Annotated in this window: 15 protein-coding genes; 12 read left to right on the top strand and 3 right to left on the bottom strand. The window is 72.4% G+C overall.

The annotated features are described in order from the left end of the window. Nucleotides 1–2 precede the first annotated feature (2 nt). The 9 genes from ABZ896_RS31570 to ABZ896_RS31610 all read left to right on the top strand — a co-directional run bounded on the left by ABZ896_RS31570 (nucleotide 3) and on the right by ABZ896_RS31610 (nucleotide 10,525). Complete coding sequence (locus ABZ896_RS31570; RefSeq protein ID WP_360936582.1) at nucleotides 3–776, top strand: class I SAM-dependent methyltransferase; 774 nt, start codon at nucleotides 3–5, stop codon at nucleotides 774–776. Continuing rightward, the gene (locus tag ABZ896_RS31575; protein WP_360936584.1) at nucleotides 773–4,900 is read left to right on the top strand and encodes an alpha-(1->3)-arabinofuranosyltransferase family protein; all 4,128 of its coding nucleotides are present in this window, start codon (nucleotides 773–775) and stop codon (nucleotides 4,898–4,900) included. The genes ABZ896_RS31570 and ABZ896_RS31575 overlap by 4 nt, the downstream gene beginning before the upstream one ends. Continuing rightward, complete coding sequence (locus ABZ896_RS31580) at nucleotides 4,897–6,213, top strand: condensation protein (RefSeq protein WP_360936549.1); 1,317 nt, start codon at nucleotides 4,897–4,899, stop codon at nucleotides 6,211–6,213. The genes ABZ896_RS31575 and ABZ896_RS31580 overlap by 4 nt, the downstream gene beginning before the upstream one ends. Then, nucleotides 6,210–6,944 (top strand): class I SAM-dependent methyltransferase, encoded by a 735-nt coding sequence (locus tag ABZ896_RS31585; RefSeq protein ID WP_360936551.1) that lies wholly within the window; start codon nucleotides 6,210–6,212, stop codon nucleotides 6,942–6,944. Before ABZ896_RS31580 ends, ABZ896_RS31585 begins: the two co-directional genes overlap by 4 nt. A 24-nt stretch (nucleotides 6,945–6,968) precedes the next feature. After that, the gene (locus tag ABZ896_RS31590) at nucleotides 6,969–7,874 is read left to right on the top strand and encodes a hypothetical protein (protein ID WP_360936586.1); all 906 of its coding nucleotides are present in this window, start codon (nucleotides 6,969–6,971) and stop codon (nucleotides 7,872–7,874) included. Further along, nucleotides 7,871–8,080: a Trm112 family protein gene (locus ABZ896_RS31595; RefSeq protein ID WP_360936553.1), complete on the top strand. Its 210-nt coding sequence runs from the start codon at nucleotides 7,871–7,873 to the stop codon at nucleotides 8,078–8,080. The genes ABZ896_RS31590 and ABZ896_RS31595 overlap by 4 nt, the downstream gene beginning before the upstream one ends. Continuing rightward, nucleotides 8,077–8,931 carry an FkbM family methyltransferase gene (locus ABZ896_RS31600; protein ID WP_360936555.1) on the top strand — a complete coding sequence of 285 codons (855 nt, stop codon included), beginning with the start codon at nucleotides 8,077–8,079 and terminating at the stop codon, nucleotides 8,929–8,931. Before ABZ896_RS31595 ends, ABZ896_RS31600 begins: the two co-directional genes overlap by 4 nt. Continuing rightward, nucleotides 8,897–9,499 carry a hypothetical protein gene (locus ABZ896_RS31605; protein ID WP_360936557.1) on the top strand — a complete coding sequence of 201 codons (603 nt, stop codon included), beginning with the start codon at nucleotides 8,897–8,899 and terminating at the stop codon, nucleotides 9,497–9,499. The genes ABZ896_RS31600 and ABZ896_RS31605 overlap by 35 nt, the downstream gene beginning before the upstream one ends. A 132-nt stretch (nucleotides 9,500–9,631) precedes the next feature. After that, nucleotides 9,632–10,525 (top strand): MEDS domain-containing protein, encoded by an 894-nt coding sequence (locus ABZ896_RS31610; RefSeq protein ID WP_360936559.1) that lies wholly within the window; start codon nucleotides 9,632–9,634, stop codon nucleotides 10,523–10,525. A 267-nt stretch (nucleotides 10,526–10,792) separates the two neighbouring features. On the opposite strand, the gene ABZ896_RS31615 is transcribed toward ABZ896_RS31610, so the two are convergent. Together ABZ896_RS31615 and ABZ896_RS31620 are read right to left on the bottom strand one after the other, a co-directional pair. Continuing rightward, nucleotides 10,793–13,393 (bottom strand): LuxR C-terminal-related transcriptional regulator, encoded by a 2,601-nt coding sequence (locus ABZ896_RS31615; RefSeq protein WP_360936561.1) that lies wholly within the window; start codon nucleotides 13,391–13,393, stop codon nucleotides 10,793–10,795. A 99-nt stretch (nucleotides 13,394–13,492) separates the two neighbouring features. Next, nucleotides 13,493–14,377: a hypothetical protein gene (locus tag ABZ896_RS31620; RefSeq protein WP_360936563.1), complete on the bottom strand. Its 885-nt coding sequence runs from the start codon at nucleotides 14,375–14,377 to the stop codon at nucleotides 13,493–13,495. Between the two features lie 142 nt (nucleotides 14,378–14,519). Here ABZ896_RS31620 and ABZ896_RS31625 point away from each other — a divergent pair, with 142 nt between their 5' ends. Further along, nucleotides 14,520–15,566 carry a MerR family transcriptional regulator gene (locus ABZ896_RS31625; RefSeq protein ID WP_360936565.1) on the top strand — a complete coding sequence of 349 codons (1,047 nt, stop codon included), beginning with the start codon at nucleotides 14,520–14,522 and terminating at the stop codon, nucleotides 15,564–15,566. Between the two features lie 23 nt (nucleotides 15,567–15,589). Beyond that, the gene (locus ABZ896_RS31630; RefSeq protein WP_360936567.1) at nucleotides 15,590–16,678 is read left to right on the top strand and encodes a S1 RNA-binding domain-containing protein; all 1,089 of its coding nucleotides are present in this window, start codon (nucleotides 15,590–15,592) and stop codon (nucleotides 16,676–16,678) included. A 3-nt stretch (nucleotides 16,679–16,681) separates the two neighbouring features. Here the strand turns inward: ABZ896_RS31630 and ABZ896_RS31635 are convergent, their stop codons facing one another. Further along, a complete protein-coding gene (locus tag ABZ896_RS31635; RefSeq protein WP_360936569.1) occupies nucleotides 16,682–17,389 on the bottom strand; it encodes a FadR/GntR family transcriptional regulator in 708 nt (235 codons plus the stop codon). A 224-nt stretch (nucleotides 17,390–17,613) separates the two neighbouring features. Here ABZ896_RS31635 and ABZ896_RS31640 point away from each other — a divergent pair, with 224 nt between their 5' ends. Next, a complete protein-coding gene (locus ABZ896_RS31640; RefSeq protein WP_360936571.1) occupies nucleotides 17,614–19,161 on the top strand; it encodes an SLC13 family permease in 1,548 nt (515 codons plus the stop codon). The last annotated feature ends 14 nt before the right edge of the window (nucleotides 19,162–19,175 follow it).

The following is a 19,175-nucleotide window of genomic DNA, read 5'->3' on the forward strand; positions in this document are numbered from 1 at the left end:
GGCTGCGGGTGCGTCGTGGCTGGTCGCGCAGTTCCCCGCGCCCCCAAGAATTCAGGGATCCCTCGTTTCGACGATCTCTGAGTCTCTTTCTGGCCTTCCTGCGTGAGCAAGATGATCCGGAGTCCTGCTACTCGCTCCTCGCTCGTGACGCCGTCAACCAAGTCGAGGCCTACGACGGTTCCCTCGCCGGGCGTACCGTCGTCGACGTCGGTGGAGGTGGCGGGTACTTCACCGAGGAGTTCCGGCATCGAGGTGCGCACGCGTATCTCTTCGAGCCCGATCCGGCCGAACTCGGTGCGAAGCCCGCCGACTCGGCCGTGATCGCCGACGGGTATCTGCTGCCCCTCCGGGACGGGGTCGCCGATGTCACCTTCTCCTCCAATGTGTTGGAGCATGTGGCCGATCCGCAGACCTTTCTCAGTGAGCTCATCCGGGTCACGCGGCCCGGTGGGCTGATCTATGTGTCGTTCACCAACTGGCTGTCGCCCTGGGGTGGTCACGAGTGGGCGCCCTGGCACTATCTGGGGGCCGAGCGGGCCCGGGCCCGTTATCGGCGTCGTACCGGACGGGCCGCCAAGCACACCCTCGGCGTGAACCTGTTCGCCGTGCACATCGGTCCGACCCTGCGGCAGGTGCGTGCCCGGGACGACGTGCGGGTCGTCTCGGCGCGCTCCCGCTACTGGCCCTTCCTCGCGGAGACCGTCGTACGGGCTCCCGGGATCCGTGAAGTGGCCACCTGGAACCTCCTCCTCATCCTCCGGCGGTGTCCACCATGACGACGTCCACGGTCCAGGCCCCTCCTCCGGCGGCCGTCCCCACCACCGAGACCATGGCGGGCCCGCCGGAGGGCCCGCGGTCCCGGAGCTGGCTGCTGGGGTTCTGGGCCGTGGTGTTCGTGCTGCTCCTGGCGGTGCACCCCGGCCGGCAGACCTTCGACACCAAACTGGGTGTCACCACGGATCCGGGCCGATTCCTCGCCGATCTGGGGCAGTTGTGGCACGACCAGGGCTCCTTCGGCGGGATCCAGGACCAGTACGTCGGCTATCTGTGGCCGATGCTGCCGTTCTACTGGCTGGGCCACGCCGTGCGGTTGCCGGTGTGGCTGGTGGAGCGGCTGTGGCTGTCGCTGATCGTGTCGGTCGCCTTCTGGGGCGCGCTGCGGCTGGCCGAGCGGCTGCGGGTGGGCAACGGCTCGTCCAGACTGCTCGCCGCCCTCGCCTATGCGCTCTGGCCCGTGTTCACGATCGTCGTCGGGTCCACCTCCGCCGCCGCGCTGCCCGGCGCCTTCCTGCCGTGGGTGCTGCTGCCGCTGACGAACGAGCGCTACAGCGCCCGGGTCGCGGCCCTGCGCTCGGCACTGATCATCCCGTTCATGGGCGGGGTCAACGCCGCCTCAACCCTGGCCTGCCTGCTGCCCGTTGGGCTGTACCTCGTCTCCCGGCCGCCCGGTCCCCGGCAGCGCAAGCTGATCGCCTGGTGGGTGCCTGGGCTGATCGTGGCGACCGCCTGGTGGTGGATCCCGCTGCTGCTGCTCGGGGTCTACGGCGAGAACTTCCTGCCGTACGTGGAGAACGCGACGACCACCACCGAGACCATGTCGGCCACCGAGGCGCTGCGCGGCGCCGGGAACTGGGTCGCCTATCTGCATCTGGTGGAGGCCTGGCTGCCGGCCGGGTGGACCGTGGCCACGTCGGTGATCGTGATCCTGTGCTCGGCGTTCGCGGCCGGGCTCGGACTCGCGGGACTCGCGCGGCGGGACATGCCGGAGCGGCGCTGGCTGGTGCTGACCGCGCTGACCGCCCTCCTGATCCTTCTCGCCGGGTACGGCGGCCCGTTCGGCGCCCCCTTCCACGGGCTGGTGCGGGACTGGCTGGACGGCGGGCTCTCCCCCTTCCGCAACATCTACAAGTTCCAGCCGGGGCTCGCCCTGGCGCTGGTGCTGGGCCTCGCCCATCTGGTGGGCGTGGCCGCCGAGCCGCGCGGGGCACGCCGGTTCAGAGGCCGCCGGTACGCGCCGCTGGTCGCGGCGGTCCTCGTGCTGCCCGGCCTGATGTGGCCGTACCTCAACGGGTCGATCCTCAGCCCGGGTTCGTTCCAGCAGCTGCCCAAGTACTGGCAGACCACGGCCGACTGGCTGGAGAAGTACTCCCCCGACTCGCGTGCCCTCGTCGTCCCGGCGACCGCGCACGGCATCTACACCTGGGGCTCGCCCATCGACCAGCCGCTCGACGTGCTCGCCGAGTCCCGCTGGGCGCAACGGGACTACGTCCCCTTCGGCACCCCCGGCAACCGGCGCGCGATGGACGCGGTCGAGCAGGCGCTGCTGACGGGCAGTGAGATCCCGGGCCTGGCCGACTACTTGAGCCGCTCCGGCGTCTACTACGTGGTCGTCCGCAACGACCTGGACCCGAACCAGATCGGCAACGTCTCCTCCTCGGTCGTCAAACGGGCTCTGGAGCAGTCCGGGTACGAGCGGGTGACGGGGCTCGGGCCGCTCATGACCGGCGGGATCATCGCCCACGACACCCCGCTCCAGATCGAGGGGCTCTACCCGCGCCAGCGGGCGGTGGAGATCTACCGCCCGGCGAGCGAGGACGTGACCCGGCCCGGACAGGCCGGGCTGCTGCCGGTCGCCGACACCGCCCAGGTCTCCGGCGGCCCCGAGTCCCTGCTGCCGCTCGCTTCCGAACTGCGGGGCCGGGCCACCGTGTTGACCGGCGACAACCATCCCGGGCTCGGCACCCCGCCGCTCCAGATCCTCGGCGACGGACTGCGGCGCGCGGACACCCGGTTCGGGCTGGTCAACGCCAACACCTCGTACACGTACACCAGTGACGAGCGCAACGCGTCGGGGGCCGCGCAGGATCCAGGTGACGCACCGCAGCAGATCCTGCCGACCGAGGGCCAGGACCACCAGACGGTGGCCCAACTGCGCGGCGCCCGCTCGGTGACGGCGTCGTCGTACGGCAACTGGCTGTTCCATCTCCCGCAGTTCGACCCCGCCAACGCCTTCGACGGCAACCCTGACACCGCGTGGGCGGAGGGTGTGGCGGGCTCGCCGGACGGGCAGTGGCTGCGGATCGGCTTCAGCGACCCGGCGTACGACATGCCCTCGTCCTTCAAGGTCACCCCGTTGCCGCAGGAGAGCGTGCGGTCGGCGGCGACCAAGGTGCGGGTGGAGACGGAGAACGGGTCGCGGACCAGTTTCCTGCGCGCCGACGGGTCCACGCAGAGCATCAAGTCGCCGCCGGGACCGTCCGGTTGGATGAAGCTGACGATCGTCGACTCGGTGGCCCGGCGGACCGGGCTCGCCGGTGCCGGGTTCTCGGAGATCGATCTGCCGGGCGTCCAGGTGACCCGGATGCTGCGGCTGCCGACCGACGCGGACTCCGCCGACGCGCCCGCCGAGATCGTCTCGCTGCACCGGGTGCCCGACCCGGCCGGCATCTCCCCGACCGGCACGGAGGCGGGCCTGCACCGCCGCTTCACCACGGCGACGGCGGGCACGTACGCGGTGAAGGCGAACGCGGTGCCGGTCACCGGGGAGCAACTCGACGAACTGCTCTACGAGGTGGCACCCGACCAGCGGAACAGAATCACCGCGACCGCCGACTCCACGGCGACCCTGGGCGCGGGGCTCTCGGCGCGCAACCTCACCGACGGCGACCTCACCACCGCCTGGATCGCGGGCGACCGCCCGACCATCCACCTGCGCTGGAACGGCAAACAGACCGTCAGCCAGCTGGTGTTGGCGCCCGCGGGCGGCCTCTCCACCCGCCCCACCGAGGTCGACATCAGCTCGCCCGACGGCGCGGCGATCGCCGGCGTCGACGAGAACGGCGCGGTGTCCTTCCCGGCGATCACCACGGACAGCCTGGACATCACGATCACCAAGACGGCCCCGCTGACCCTGCACAACCCGGTCGCCGACGAGGACCTCCAACTCCCGGTGGGCCTCACGGAGGCCTACATCCCGGCCCTCGACCAGTACCGCACCCCGCAGCCGAAGCCGACCCGCACCTTCGCGCTCCCCTGCGGGAAGGGGCCGGTGCTGGCGATCGACGGGAAGCTCTACCGGACGGCGGTCTCGGGCCGGATCCTCGACCTGACCGAACGCCGGACGATCGACGTGACGCTGTGTCAGGACAGCGCGAAGGACCCGGAGTTGTCCCTGTCATCGGGCGAGCACACCGTCGAGGGCGGCGACGCGGGCCCCCTGGCCCTCACCGACGTCACCCTCACCCGCGGCACCACCGCCGAACCGGCCTCCGTCACCCGGGAGTTGGGGATACGGGACTGGCTGGGCGACAAACGCGCGGTTACGGTCGGCTCCGGAGCCGCCTCGTACCTGACGACGTACGAGAACTACAACGACGGCTGGAGGGCCACGCTGAACGGCAAGGAGCTGTCCCCAGTACGGCTCGACGGCTGGCAGCAGGGCTGGCGGATCCCGGCGGGGGCGGGCGGCACGGTGAAGCTGTCGTACGAGCCCGCGACGACGTACGACGGCGCGCTGATCGGCAGCGGGGTGGGCATTGCCGTCCTGATCGGCCTGGTCCTGTGGCGCCGCCGCGCCCCGAACCCCGACGACCCCCAACACCTGCCTCCGCCCCCGGGCCTGTGGCTCGGCACGGTGGCGCTCACGCTGGTGGGCATCGTGATCGCCGGCTGGTTCGCCCTGCTGGTACCGGCGTTGGCCCTACTGGCCTACCGCCGCCACACCTGGCTGGTCCCGATCGCCTTCGTCGCCCTCGCGGGGGCGGGGATCGCGGCGGCGATCGGAGCGGGAGAGCCGGTGGGCGCGGAGGACGGCGCGTTCGGGCCGGCGGCCCAACTCCTGGCCCTGATTGGCCTGTTCGCGGCGCTGGTGAGCGCGAGGGAGGAAGAGGAACCGCAATGACCACACTCCCCCGCATCCCGTTCCCGGTGGTGGACGAGATCTCCCGCCACTGCCTCCAGGAGGAGGAACCGGAGACGGTGCATATAGAAGTGCATCTGCCAGGCCGACTGGACCAGCCGCGCCTCAGGAAGGCGTTCACGGAGGCACTGCGCCGGCATCCGCGGATCCTGATGCGGGAGGCGCCGGGGAACCGGTTCCGGAGGCGCTACGAGTGGGAGCTGACACCGGACCCAGACGTAGAGGTGGTGACCTTTCCGCCCCCGGGCAGGAACGCACTGCGAGATGCAAGGACAAGAGCACTGGAGGAGGCACCCCCGCTCTCATTGTCCCCACCGATACGCCTGGAAGTGGTGGAGGAGCCCGAACCGAACCCACCTAAGGGGCGCGGGGAACTGCGCGACCAGCCCCCACCGGCCGGCAGCCAGGCAACCGTCCTCTTCCTCACCATCAACCACACCGCCCTGGACGGCCCCGCCTGCCTCCGCATACTCGCCACAGCCGCCGAAATCTACGGAGGCAAGGACAACTCCCCGGCCCCAACCCCCACGCGCACCCAAGAACCCCCCGCGCCCCCCGAAAACACCCCCTCCAACTGGACCCGCCCAGCCCGCGTAGCGCAAGGCAGACCAGACCCCTCCCCCGGCAACGGCCTACTCGTCACCGAACTCCCCCTCCCCCACCGCCCAAAAGGCTCCCCCTACACGGTCAACGACCAACTCATGGTCACCACAGCCCGGACAATCGCCCACTGGAACAGAGAACACGGCGAATCCCCCCGCCCCCTCCGCATCACCATGCCCGTGGACGACCGCCCGAGGGACACGACGATGCCCATAGGCAACGGCACCCGTCTGCTGGAAGTCCCCTTCACCCCAGAGGAGTTGAAGGACCCAACCCCCACCCTCCTGCGCCGCACGGCACAACGCACACGCGCCCTCAAATCCCTCCCTCGCCCCCAACTCGGCCACGGCGCAAGCCTCCTGACCGCTCCGGTCACCCCAGTGACCTGGCGCGCGGCCCTCACGAGGGGTCTCCGAAAGACCGCCGCCCCCTGGACCTCGACCACCCTCCTCAGCAACATCGGCCGTGTCCCCTACCCCCTCGACTTCGGCGAAGAAGCCGGCCGCGCACACGCCGTATGGTTCTCCGCCCCCGCGAGGATGCCCCGCGGCCTCACCGTCACCACCGCCTCGACAGCCGGCCGCCTCCACCTCGCCCTGCGCTGGTCCCGCGCACTGCTCAGCCACGGCGACGGCGCCCACCTGCGCGACCTGTTCGAGCACTACCTGCACACCACGGAGGTCCCGGAATGACGACCACCGCGCCCCACCACCCCAGGGACCTCCGCGACTTCTACGAGAACCCGGACGTCCCGGTCGCCTCCGGCACCCCCCGCTCCGTCCGCCAGGCACACATGCTGGCCAGAGCCCTCGCCGGGACCAAGAACACCGCGACGGTCCTCGACATCGGCTGCGGCGACGGCACGGCCGCGGCCACCGCGGCCCCGCTCCTCACCGGCCACAGAATCGTCGGCGTCGACTGGTCCCAGGACGCCCTGAAGCGCGCCCGCACCCGGCTGCCGTACGCGATCCGCGGTGAACTCACCGGTGCGGGGCTGCCGTTCACCTCCGGCTCGGTCGAGGCCGTGCTGTTCAGCGAGGTGATCGAGCATCTCGTGGACCCCGACGCCGCCCTCGAAGAGATCCGCCGTGTCCTGCGCCCGGGAGGCCATCTCATGCTGTCCACGCCCAACTTGGCCGCCTGGTACAACCGCGCCCTGCTGCTCGCCGGGGTCCAGCCCGTGTTCTCCGAGGTGAGCCTGCGGGCGATCCACGGCCGGCCGGGGCGGGAGGTCGTGGGGCACCTGCGGCTGTACACGGCCCGCGCGCTGCGGGAGTTCGTCGCGGCGGCCGGCTTCGAGGTCGTACGACTGGAAGGGGCCCCCTTCCACGGCGTACCGCGCCCGCTGCGCCCCCTGGACCGACTGGCGTGTGCCAGACCCTCCCTCGCGTCGATCCTGCTGCTGCACGCCCGGAAGACCTAGGGGGCGTGGGCGATGTGGTGGGGAGTGGCGGCGGCGCTGTTGGCGAACACCCTGTACAGCGTCGGATTCGTGCTGGAGAAACGGGCGTTGACCGCGTTGCCGCAGGTGTCGATCCGTCAACCGGCGCGGCTGCTGCGGCTGGTGATCGGCAGCCCGCTGTGGATCGGCGGGTCGGTGTCACTGGCCGCCGGGTTCGCAGCCCAGCTCGCCGTCTACCGGACGCTGCCGATCGCGGCCGCGCAGGGCATCTTCGTCTCCGGTCTGGTCCTGCTCGTGCTGCTGTCGGCGCGGCTGCTGGGCGAGGAGACCACGGGCCGCGAGCGGTACGCGCTCGGGGCGATCCTGGCCGCGCTGCTCATGGTGGTGCTGTCCCTGAAGGAGGGATCCGACCAGGTCAGCCGGGCCGCGCCGTATCCGCTGATCCTGCTGGTGTGCGTGCCCTCGCTGGCCGCCGGCGTGTGGCTGTACGGCTCGGCCGAGCGGCGCACCCGGCACCGGCACCGGATGCCCACGACCGGCGTCGAGTACGGCGTCGCGGTGGGTCTGCTCTACGGCGTCAGCTCGCTCGCGATCAAGGGGGTGTCGAGCTATGTGACCTCAAGTGGACTCGGTGGGGCGGTACTTGAACTTTTTAGGTCTCCTTATCCGTATCTCCTGTTGTTCACCGGGGCGTTCGGCCTCGTGATGTCGCAGGCGGCGCTGCAACGCTGCCGGGCCTCGCTGATCGTGCCGGTGTGCACGACGGTGACGTGCCTGTTCACGGCGGTGCTCGGCACCCTCTCGTTCGGCGAGGCGCTGCCCCACGACCCGCTGCGACTCGCGCTGCGCCTCGCGGGGACGGTGCTCGCCGTCGCCGTACTGCTGACCATGCCCAAGCACGATCAGGCACCCCAAGCACCCGTCGGTGCCAAGGAGTTGACACCCCCATGAACCCCGACGACCCGCTGCTGCAGATCCTGGCCTGCCCGCTCGACAAGGGGCCCCTGCACCTCGTACCGCCGGACGAGGCGCTGTACAACCCACGGCTGCGCCGCCGTTACCCGATCGTCGACGGCATCCCGCAACTGCTGCCGTCCTCCGGCGAGCAGGTGTCGGACGACGAACACGAGGACCTGTCGAAACGGATGACCCCATGACCGGACCGGAGGAGTGCACGGCCGGGGCGGCGGGCACCCGGGCGGCTCGCGTGGCCTCCCGTCTGCCCACCCGGCTGGTCGCTGCGGCGGCCCGGGCCGTCTATCCGCGCTTCGAGCCGGAGTTGGCGCGGCTCGCCGATCTGTGTCCGGCGGACTGTGGGACGGCGGTGGACGTGGGCGGCTGGTACGGGCCGTGGACCCGGCGGCTGGCCGGGCGGGCCCGGAAGGTGGTGACCGTCGAGCCCGTCCCGCATCTGGCGCGGCTGCTCGACGCGGCGGCCCCGGCGAACGTCGAGGTCGTGGAGGCCGCCGCCGCGGACCGGCAGGGCGTGGCGCAGCTGTGGCTGCCGCCGGACGACGCTGGGGACCGGGGCGTGTCCTCCCTGGTCCGGCGGGACATCCACGGGCACTGGCTGAACGTCCGCTGCGTCACGCTCGACGAACTCGGCCTCAAGGACGTCGGGTTCATCAAGATCGACGTGGACGGCAGCGAGCTGGCGGTGTTGCGCGGGGCGACGGGCATCCTGGCCCGGGACCGGCCGGCGCTCTTCGTCGAACTGGAGTCCAGGATCCAGCCGATCGCCCCCGTGGTCACCTACCTCACCCTGCTCGGCTACGACGGCTGGGTGCTGCCCCGCGCCACCTGGGTCCCGCTGGCCGCGTTCCCGCTGGAGGCGCACCAGGAGACCGCCTCCTACGTCGTCGCCCACGGCCTCCTGCGCCGCGTCCTGCCCTGCGTGCGCCGCCGCCGCTACGTCAACTCGGTCCTGTTCCTGCCCGACGGCCGCCGTCCGGGTGTCAGTGCCGTAGGAGACGATGGGGAGCATGCCCTCCGGAAAGCAGGCGGCTAGCGCGCCCTTCACCCCGCTCGACTTCCAGCTGGTCCTGCTGCGCCGCATGGCCGACCACAACCCCGACCTGGTCGAGGACGCCCGGCACGCGCTGGGCGTCTCGATCGCGGACATGCGCGAGGCGAACAAGCGCTGGCAGGCGATGGTCCGCTCCCCGCACGCCCGCGCGGCGGCTTCCCGCTACCGGTCGATCCTCGGCACCCCGGAGACGGTCCTCACCCGCAAGGTCGGCGACCTGACCTGCGAGGCCTGGCTCTGGCCGCTCCCCCTCTGGCCGGACCTCCGCTTCGAGGCACTGCTGGCCCCCAACGGCTCGACGGTGTGGAACGAGTGGCTGGTCCGGGCGCCGGGGTCGCCCGCCCCTGCCCTGCGCACTCTGGACGACCTCACCCCCTGGTCCTGCACGGTTGACGAGGCGGCCCGGGCCTTCCCTCCGGCCCGCCCGCTGGAGGGCACGGCCCCGACCCGCTGGGGGCTGGCCTTCACCGCACCGGACGGGGAGGGCGTACGTCGGGAGGTGGTCGCCGAGTTCACCTGGGGCCTGCTGCAAAGACTGGCGACCAGATGATCACTATCTCCCGTCCCCGCGAACACACCTGACCGGAAAGCGCCCCGACCGCGCCCTATCCCGGTCATCCGGGAGATCGCGTTCCCCCTGCACCTACCGTCCGCAGAAACGACGCCGTAGGGAGACGCCCCGATGACCGACACGACGACCAGCCGCCCCGTACCCGTCGAGCGGCTCCGCAAGGGCGACCACGCCTGTATGGCCGTACCCGAGGGCCGTACGCCGTGGAAGGTGTTCACCGCGTACACCCGCACCAGCCTCGCCCGCCGGGAGAAGGTGCTGCTGGTCATGAACCCGGACGACATGAACGACGACGACGTCGTGGCCCTTCTGGACGGCGGCGGCGGACTCGCCACCGAGGCGCGGGCAACCGGTCAGCTCTCGCTGAAGCGGACCACCGAGATGTACGTCCCGGACGGCCGCTTCGAGCCGGAGCGCACGATCGGCCTCTACACGGCGGAGGTCGACCGCGCCTACGACGAGGGCTGGTCCGGGCTCTCCCTGACCGCGGACATGAGCTGGGGCCCCCGCGCGGGGCTCGACCACGACCGGCTCCTCGACTACGAGGCGTCCGTGGCCCCGCTGTTCGCGGACCCGCTGTTCACCGCGATCTGCTGGTACGACCAGGAGGAGTTCGGCGAGGAGGTGATCGACGGGATGCACAAGGTGCACCCGCTGCGGGTGATGGAACGCCTCGACGCGCTGGACGTCACCGAGACCGCGGAGGGCACCCGGATCGCCGGTTCGGCCGAACTCGGCACCCGCGCGGAGTTCGTGGAGAGCCTGCGCTCGGCACTGGAGCTGCGCCACACCCCCGGTCCCAGCCGCTTCGTCCTGGACCTGCGGGACCTGTGCTTCATGGAGGCCCACTGCGCCTGGCAACTGATCGGCCTCGCGGGCGCGTTGCCGACCGGCAGCGAGGTGACCGTACGCTGCGGGGAGCTACTGGGCATGCTGCTACGGCAGTTGGGCGCGCAGGAGGTACCGCAGCTGGTACTGGAGGTGACGGAGGAGAGCGCGCTCTGAGCGGAACGGTGGGCCGGTGGGCCGGCGCAGGGGGCGACTCGCCGCGGGCTTCCGACGCAGGGGCGGGCCCCCGCAGGCTTCCGGCGCAGGGGGCGAGTCGCCGCGGACCTTCGGGCGTGAGGTGGGTCGCCGCCGCGCCGCCCTCGGCCCGCACCCCCTCGGCCTGTGCAAACTCGGCCCGCGCCCCCCTCGGCCCGTGTCACCGGCGGCCTCCACGTCTCCGTCCCCCACTCTCCGTCCCCCAAGCCTCCGCGCCGCCCCGGCCCCCTACCCTCCCCCGCCCTCGCCCTCGCCCCGCGCGCTGAACCACACCGCCACCTGGCTTCGGTTGGTGAATCCCAGTTTCACCAGGATGCGTTCGACGTGGCCCTCGGCCGTGCGCTGGGCGATGACCAGGGTGTCGGCGATCTGGCGGTTGGTGCGGCCCTCGGCGAGGAGCGCGGCGACCTGGAGTTCGCGCCGGGTCAGGACGGCCTCGGTGGCGGCCGGCACGGGCGTCCGGGAACCCGCGGGGGCGGTGTGCGTCTCGCCCAGGGCGTAGGCGACGGCCTGTTCCCGGGTGAGGTCGCCGCCCCGGCGGTGTGCCTGGTCGTAGACGGGGTCGCCCAGCACGTTCCGGGCCCGGCGCTCCGCCGTCCGCAGCCGTCCCGGCCGCCCCAGCTCCATCGGGTTGCCGCCGATGTCCCGCCAGATCCGGTCCACCGCGCCCCGCAGCACGGCCGCCCGCTCGGCCCGCCCCGCCATCGCCTCGGCGACGGCGAGCAGGTCGAGGGTGCGGGCGAGACTCTGGTGCTGCATCCCGGTGTACGGCAGCCGCAGACACGCCCGGGCCTGTTCGGCGGCGCGCTCGTACTCCCCCACCGACCAGTGGGCGAGCGCGAGCGTGCGCAACGCCCAGGCGCGCGCCCACTGTTCGCCGTGGGTCTCGCACAGGGCCACGGCCTCCTCGCACAGCGGGACCGCCTCGCGGGCGAGGCCGCGGGAGACGAGGGTGCAGGCGAGTTCCACGCGGGTGAGGACGATGAAACTGGCCATGGTCGAGCGGGCCCGACCCGGACCGAGGGCTCCGGCGGGGACGGGCGGCGGTGCGGGCACCGGGAGTTCCTCGTCCGCGGCCCGCGCTCCGGCGGGGTCGGCGCCGGCCAGGACGGCGGCGGAGCGGGTGTGGACCAGGGACATCAGCGCGCCGCCCCACATCGCCCGGGTCAGCGCCACGTCGGGGTGGGCGCCGGCCCTGAGCGCGCCGTCCATCCAGTGCCGGCCCTCGCCCCACATACCGCCGGCGACCCAGTCGAACCACAGCGAGGAGGCGAGCCGGAGCCCGTCCTGGGCCTCGCCGGGTGTGGTGAGGCAGAACTCCAGCGCGGCCCGGAAGTTGTCGCGGTCGGTGCGCAGCCGGTCGGTGATCTCCGCCTGGTCCGGCCCGAACCAGGCACGCTCGTACTCCCCGGCGAGCCGCGCGAAGTGGTCCCGGTGCCGGCGCCGGGCGGCGGTCACCTCCACCGCACCGAGCGCCTCCAGCCTCTCCCGCCCGTACTCCCGCAGCGAGACCAGCAGCCGGTACCGCACCTCCCCGTCGAACTCCTCCCGCAACAGAACGGACTTGTCGACGAGCCCGGCGACGGCGTCGAGAACGTCGACGGGGTCAAGACCGCCGCCACCGGGATCGCCCACACCACCCGGATCGCCCGATCCGCGCGCGCCGCTCAAGTCGCCTGATCCACGCGCGCCACTCGACCCCGCCGATCCACTCGATCCGTTCAACCCCGCCGATCCGCTCGATCCACCCGCCCCGCCCGCGCCACTCGATCCCGCCGATCCACTCGGTCCACCCGATCCGCTCGCGCCGCCCCGGCTCCCCACGCCGCCGACCCCACGCCGTCCACCCCGGCCCCCTCCGCCACCCCGGCCCCCTCCGCCACCGCGGCCGCCGCCCTCACCGCGGCCCCCCTCACCACCCCCACCACACACCGCCTCCGCCGCCGCCAGGTCGAAGCTCCCGACGAACACCGACAACCACGCCCACACCGACTGCTCCTGGGGCGTGCACAGTTCGTGGCTCCAGTCGACCGCCGAGCGCAGGGTGCGGTGGCGGGGCGCGGAGACGGGGCTGCCGCAGGTGAGCAACCGGTAGCGGTCGTCGAGACGTTCGACGAGCTGGTCCACACCGAGCGCCCGCACCCGGACCGCCGCCAGCTCGATGGCGAGCGGCAGTCCGTCCAGGCGGCGGCACAGCCGGGCCACCGCCTGCTGGTTGGCCTCGCCGACGGTGAACCCGGGCACGACCGCGGCCGCCCGGTCGGCGAACAGCCGTAGCGCCGGGAAGCGTTCGGCCGCGTCGGCGCCCCGGACCACCTCGCCGGCGGCGGGCGCGGACAGCGGCGGCACCTCGAACAGCCGCTCCCCGACCAGCCCGAGCCGGTGCCGGCTGGTGGCGAGGATCCGTACGCCCTCGGTCCCGGCCAGCACGGTTCCCGCGAGGACGGCACAACCCCGCGGCAGATGCTCGCAGTTGTCGAGGACGATCAGCAGCTGACGCTCTCTCAGATAGTCGACGAGCACATCAAGGGGCGGCCGGACGCGCTCGGTTCGCACCCCCAGCGCGTCGATCACCGCGTGCGGCACGAACGCCTCGTCCTGCTGCGCGGCGAGCGCGACCTGCCACACCCCGTCGGGGAAGGCCCGCGCGACCTGCTGCGCCACATGCCCGGCGAGCCGGGTCTTGCCGACCCCGCCGGGCCCCGTCAACGTCAGCAGTCTGCCCGTCGACAGCAGCCTCCTGACCTCCGCCGACTCGTCCCGTCGCCCCACGAAGCTCGTCAGCTCCGCCGGGAAGCCGGAAGTCCGCCGCGACTCTGATCCGCCCACGACCGGTCACGCCCTCTGCTCGGTCCCGCACGCCCCGTTGTCTCCCGCAGGGTAGGCACCGGGTGCGGGCGGAACGCGCGGTTCGGGGAATTGCCGCCTCTACGGGTGACGGGAGCTTGCGGCAGCCCCCAGCACCGCCGCGACCACCTTCGGCAGGGAGCCGGGATGCAGGTCGAGGAAGAGGTTCGGCTCGACCAGCTCCAGTTCCATCACACACGGCCGCCCGTCGTCGCCGTCGACCAGGTCCACGCGCGCGTAGAGCAGTCCCGGCGCATCGGGTACGGCGGCCAGGGCGCGCTCGGCGACGGAGACCTCCTCCGGCGTCGGCGTCCACGGCACCAGGCCCGGGTGGGCGACCTTGTCCGCGTCGAAGGCGGTGTCCGGAGCCAGCACGGCCTGCTTCCGGCTCGCGTGCAGCAGCGCGCCCCCGAAGAACTGCAGCGCCCGCTCACCGGCGGTGTCGATGCCCCGCATATAGGGCTGCACCATCGCGGTGAACCCTTCCTCGTGCATCCGCGCGAGATGTCGTACGGCGATGTCGTGCTGTTCGGGCGTGTAGCGGGCGGCGTAGCGCGCACCGGCGCCGGAGGTGGGTTTGACGACGTACTCGTGGTCGCCCGGCAGGTCGGCGGGGTCGCCGGGCGCGAGATAGCGGGTCGGCACGACCGGTACGCCGGCCGCGGCCAGCTCCCCGAGGTAGCGCTTGTCGGTGTTCCACCGCACGACCTCGGCGGGGTTCGCCAGCCGGGTCGCCTTGGCGACCCCTTCCGCCCACGCCACGAACTCGGCCGTCCGCCAGCTGTAGTCCCAGGTCGACCGGATCAGGACGAGGTCGTAGCCGCCCCAGTCCACGCGTACGTCGTCCCAGTGCACGGCGTCCGCCCCGGCCCCGGCCGCGCGCAGCGCCTCGGTCAGCACCGGCAGGTCGCGGTCCTTGCTGGGCCCGGGGCGGGGGTCGTAGGTGGCGAGGGCGATGCGGGGCACGGCGGGTTCCCTTCTCATACGGTTCGTCCGGCAGGCTAACCGCCACCCGGGAACCGGCCGCAACCTCTTTACCTTCCCCCTGGGGGAGGCCCCACGATCTGGGGGAAGCCCCGTGCTCGGGGCGAGGAACGGAGGGGTACGGGTGGAGTGGCTGACGATCGGCGCCTTCGCGAAGGCGTCCCGGCTGTCGCCGAAGGCGCTGCGGCTGTACGACGAACTGGACCTGCTGCGTCCGGCCCGGGTCGACCCGGACACCGGTTACCGCCACTACACGCCGGACCAGCTGGAGCGGGCCCGGCTGGTGGCGTGGCTGCGCCGGCTGGGCATGCCGCTGGCCCGTATCCGCACGGTCTGCGCGCTCGACCCCGCGTCCGCCGCCCGGGAGATCCGCGCGTACTGGGCCCAGGTCGAGGCGGAGACGGCCGTACGACGTGATCTGGCGGCGTTCCTCGTCGACGAGCTGACGGCCCCGGCCAGGAAGGACACGCCCGTGCTGGAGCTGCGGTACTGCGCGCACTCGGACCGCGGCCGGGTCCGGCCCGCCAACCAGGACACGGCGTACGCGGGGGCCCGGCTGCTCGCGGTGGCCGACGGGTTCGGGCCGGCGGGCGGGCCCGCGAGCGGTGCGGCGGTCGAGGCGCTGCGGTTCCTGGACACGGCGGAGCCGCCGGCGGGCGAGGTGCTCAACCTGCTGGCGGAGGCGGTGCAGGGGGCGACCGAGGCGGTGCGGGACGTGGCAGCGGGCGCGGCCGGGAACGGCACGACCCTGACCGCGCTTCTGTGGACGGGGTCCCGGCTCGCCCTCGTGCACATCGGCGACTCCCGCGCGTATCTCCTGCGCGACGGGGCGCTGTTCCGGATCACACACGACCACACGCTGGTCCAGTCGATGATCGACGAGGGGCGGCTGACGGCGGAGGAGGCGCTGAGCCATCCTCAACGGACCCTGCTCGTCAAGGCGTTGACGACCGCCGCCCCGGACCTGAGGCTGCACGACGTGGAACCGGGCGACCGCTACCTCCTCTGCTCCGACGGCCTCCCGATCGCCGTCCCCGACACCGCGATCCGCGAGGTCCTCGCCTCCACCGCCTCCCCTGACGCGGCCGTCCACACCCTGGTGGACCGGGCGAACGCGGCGGGCGGTCCGGACAACGTCAGCTGTGTGGTGGCGGACGTGGTGACGGCCTGATGATCCCTGGCACCATCACGGACATGTCGATCTCCGGAACGGACGCGTACGCGAAGGAAGTTCAGCTGCCCCCGCTCGTCGAACGGGCCGTCGCGGCGGCCCGCGCCCACGACTTCCCCTACTCCTGCCGCCCCGAACAGGGCCGTCTGCTCCAGGCGTTGGCGGGCGGTGCGGCTTCCGTCATCGGGGAGACGGGGACGGGCTGCGGGGTGGGCCTGGCGTGGCTGGCGTCGGGCGCGCGCGAGGGCGTACGTCTGGTGAGCGTCGAACGGGATCCCGAACGGGCCCGCGTGGCCGCCGAGTTGTTCGCCGACCGCCCCGAGGTGGAGATCCTCACCGGCGACTGGACCCGCATCGCGGAACACGCCCCGTACGACCTCCTGGTCCTGGACGGCGGCGGCACGGCGAAGACCCCCGACGACACCGCGGTGGACCCGGCCCGCCTGCTCACCCCGGGCGGCCGCGTAGTGATCGACGACTTCACCCCGTCCACGGGCCACCCACCCCTGCACGAGGGCTCGTTGGACCGCCCTCGCCTGTTCTGGCTGCGGCACATCGCCCTGGACACGATAGAGATCCCCCTGGCCCCGGACCTCGCGACCCTCGTCGGGACCCGGTGCCGACTCTCCGGAACCGAGTCGACCTGGCGGGAGTTCGAGATCGGGCAGGTCGTCCGGGGCGTCGTCACCCGTATCGAGAACTTCGGCGTGTTCGTCGACCTCGACGGCAGCGAGGGCTTCATCACCGCCCCGGAACTCTCCCGCCGCCACTTCGACTCCTACGAGGAGATCGTCCAGGTCGGCCAGGAAGTCACGGCGCAGGTCCTCGCGTTCGAGCTGTTCCGGCCGCAGGTCCGCGTCTCGACGGCCGCCCTCGAAGCCGACCCCTTCGCCGAGTTCGCCCGGCACGCCTTCGGCGGGACCCTGCGCGGGCCGGTCACCCAGGTCGTCCCGTTCGGGGTGTTCGTGCGGGTGGCCGACGGCATCGAAGGGCTCGTGCACCGCGACGACCTCGACGGGACGCCTCCCCCGGACACCGGCGACGAACTGACCGTCGAGGTCACGGACATCAACCTCGTGCACCGCCGCGTACGACTGCGACCGGCACGGTGACCGCTAGCGGTCATCCTCCGGCTCCCAGTCCAGCAGCCGTACCTTCGCCACCGTTCGGACATGGCGGCGCATCGCCGTGGCCGCCTGGCGGGGCTGCTGCGCGGTGATCGCGTCGAGGATCGCGTGGTGTTGGGCGAGGGAGCGGGACGGGCGGTGGGGCTGGCGGAGCGATTCCGTGCGGCTCTCGGCGATCTGGTCGGCGATGGAGCGCATGAACTCCGCGAGCAGCGCGCTGTGCGCGGCCGCCGTCACCGCCGCGTGGAAGAGGCGGTCGCCCTCGACGCCGTGACCGCCGCCGTCGATCTCCGCGGCCATGGTGTCGAGGGCCCGCCGCATCGCGTCGAGGTCCTCCTCCGTGCGCCGCTCCGCGGCCAGTTCGGCGAGCTTCGTCTCCAGCGCCTCGCGCGCGTCCAGGACGTCCGGCAGCCGCCGGCGCCGTTCGACCATCTCCTCCACCGGCTCGGTGTCGAGGCTGTCCCGCACGAGGTACGTCCCCCCGCCGTGCCGCGCCTCCACCAGCCCCTGGACCTCCAGGACCACGATCGCCTGCTTCACGGAGGCCCGGCTGACCCCGAGCCGCTGTGCGAGGTCCCGCTCGGTCGGCAGCCGGTCACCCGCGCTGAGGCCGCCCTCGGCGACGTACTGGCGCAGCCGGTCCAGCACCTGCTCGTACAGGCGCTGCTTGGCCATGGGGCGCAGGGCGTCGGTCACGGGGTCCCCCTTCGTTCGTGGGGAGATTAACACCGTACGACTGGCCGAGTGGCTGAGCCAATTTGCGCGCGACCCCTTGACGCGGGCGGCCCACCCGGCCACGCTGACCAGCCATCGCCATGTGGCCCAGTGGCTCAGCCAATTCCCCCGTCCCACCACCTTCCCCCCACCCACCATCCCCCCACCATCCCCCACCGCTCCGGGACCCAGAGACGGGAGCCCGTATGTCCCCCGAACTCATCTCGATCCTCGTCCTCGTCGTCGTGTTCGTCATCGCCACGACCCGTTCCGTCAACATGGGCGCGCTCGCCTTCGCCGCCGCCTTCGCGGTGGGCGAGCTGGTCGCCGACCTCGACGCGGACGGCATCTTCGCCGGTTTCCCCGGTGACCTCTTCGTCGTGCTGGTCGGCGTGACCTACCTGTTCGCGATCGCGCGGGCGAACGGCACCACGGACTGGCTGGTCCACGCGGCGATCCGGCTGGTGCGCGGCCGGGTGGCGCTGATCCCGTGGGTGATGTTCGCGCTCACCGGCGCGCTCACGGCGATCGGCGCGGTCAGCCCGGCCGCGGTCGCGATCGTCGCGCCGATCGCGCTGAGCTTCGCCGCGCGCTACGGCATCAGTCCGCTGCTGATGGGCGCGATGGTGGTGCACGGCGCCCAGGGCGGCGGCTTCTCGCCGATCAGCATCTACGGCACGATCGTCAACGGCATCGTGGAGCGCGAGAAGCTCCCCGGCAACGAACTCTTCCTCTTCCTCGGCTCCCTCGCGGTGAACGTGGTGATCGCGGGGGTGCTTTTCGTACTGTTCGGGGGGCGGAAGCTGTGGGCGATGGGGGCGGTGGAGGAGGGGGCCGGGAGATCGCCGGGGGCGGTTGAATCGCCGGCGTCGCCTGGATCGCCAGGGTCGCTGGGATCGCCGGACTCTCACGGAGCGCCCGGATCGCCGGGTTCGCCCGGAGCACCGGCGGGAGCGGACGGCGTGCAGGCGTCCGGGGGAGTGCGGCCCGTGTCGAACGGATCGGATCCGGCCGGGAACACCGGCGGTACCGCCACCCCCGGCCCCGCCGTGCCCACCGCCGACCCGGCCCACGCTTCCGCCACCACAACCGCTACCAGCACCGGCACCGGCACCGGCGTGGCCCCTCGCCCCGAGCCGCCCACCCCCACCCCCCTCCTCACCCCACCCCGTATCGCCACCCTCACCGCCCTGGTCGCCCTCGTCGTCGCCGTGCTCGTCTTCGATCTGGACGCGGGGCTCACCTCGATCACCCTCGCCGTGCTGCTGAGCGCGGTCTGGCCGGAGGACAGCCGTAAGGCGGTCGGGCAGATCGCCTGGTCCACGGTGCTGCTGATCTGCGGGGTGCTGACGTACGTCGGCGTCCTGGACGAGATGGGCACGATCAAGTGGGCCGGCGAGGGCGTGAGCGGCATCGGAGTCCCGCTGCTGGCCGCCGTACTGCTCTGCTACATCGGCGCGATCGTCTCCGCGTTCGCCTCCTCCGTCGGCATCATGGGCGCGCTGATCCCGCTCGCCGTCCCCTTCCTCGCGCAGGGCGAGATCGGCGCGGTCGGCATGGTGACGGCGCTCGCGGTCTCGGCGACGGTCGTGGACGTGAGCCCGTTCTCGACCAACGGCGCGCTGGTCCTGGCCGCGGCACCGGACGTCGACCGCGAGCGTTTCTTCCGGCAGTTGATGATCTACGGAGGCATCGTGGTGGCGGTGGTGCCCGCGGTGGTGTGGCTGGTGATGGTCGTGCCGGGCTTCGGGTAGGAACGACAGGCGAC

This window comes from Streptomyces sp. NPDC047072 (assembly GCF_040643855.1).
Lineage (GTDB): Bacteria > Actinomycetota > Actinomycetes > Streptomycetales > Streptomycetaceae > Streptomyces.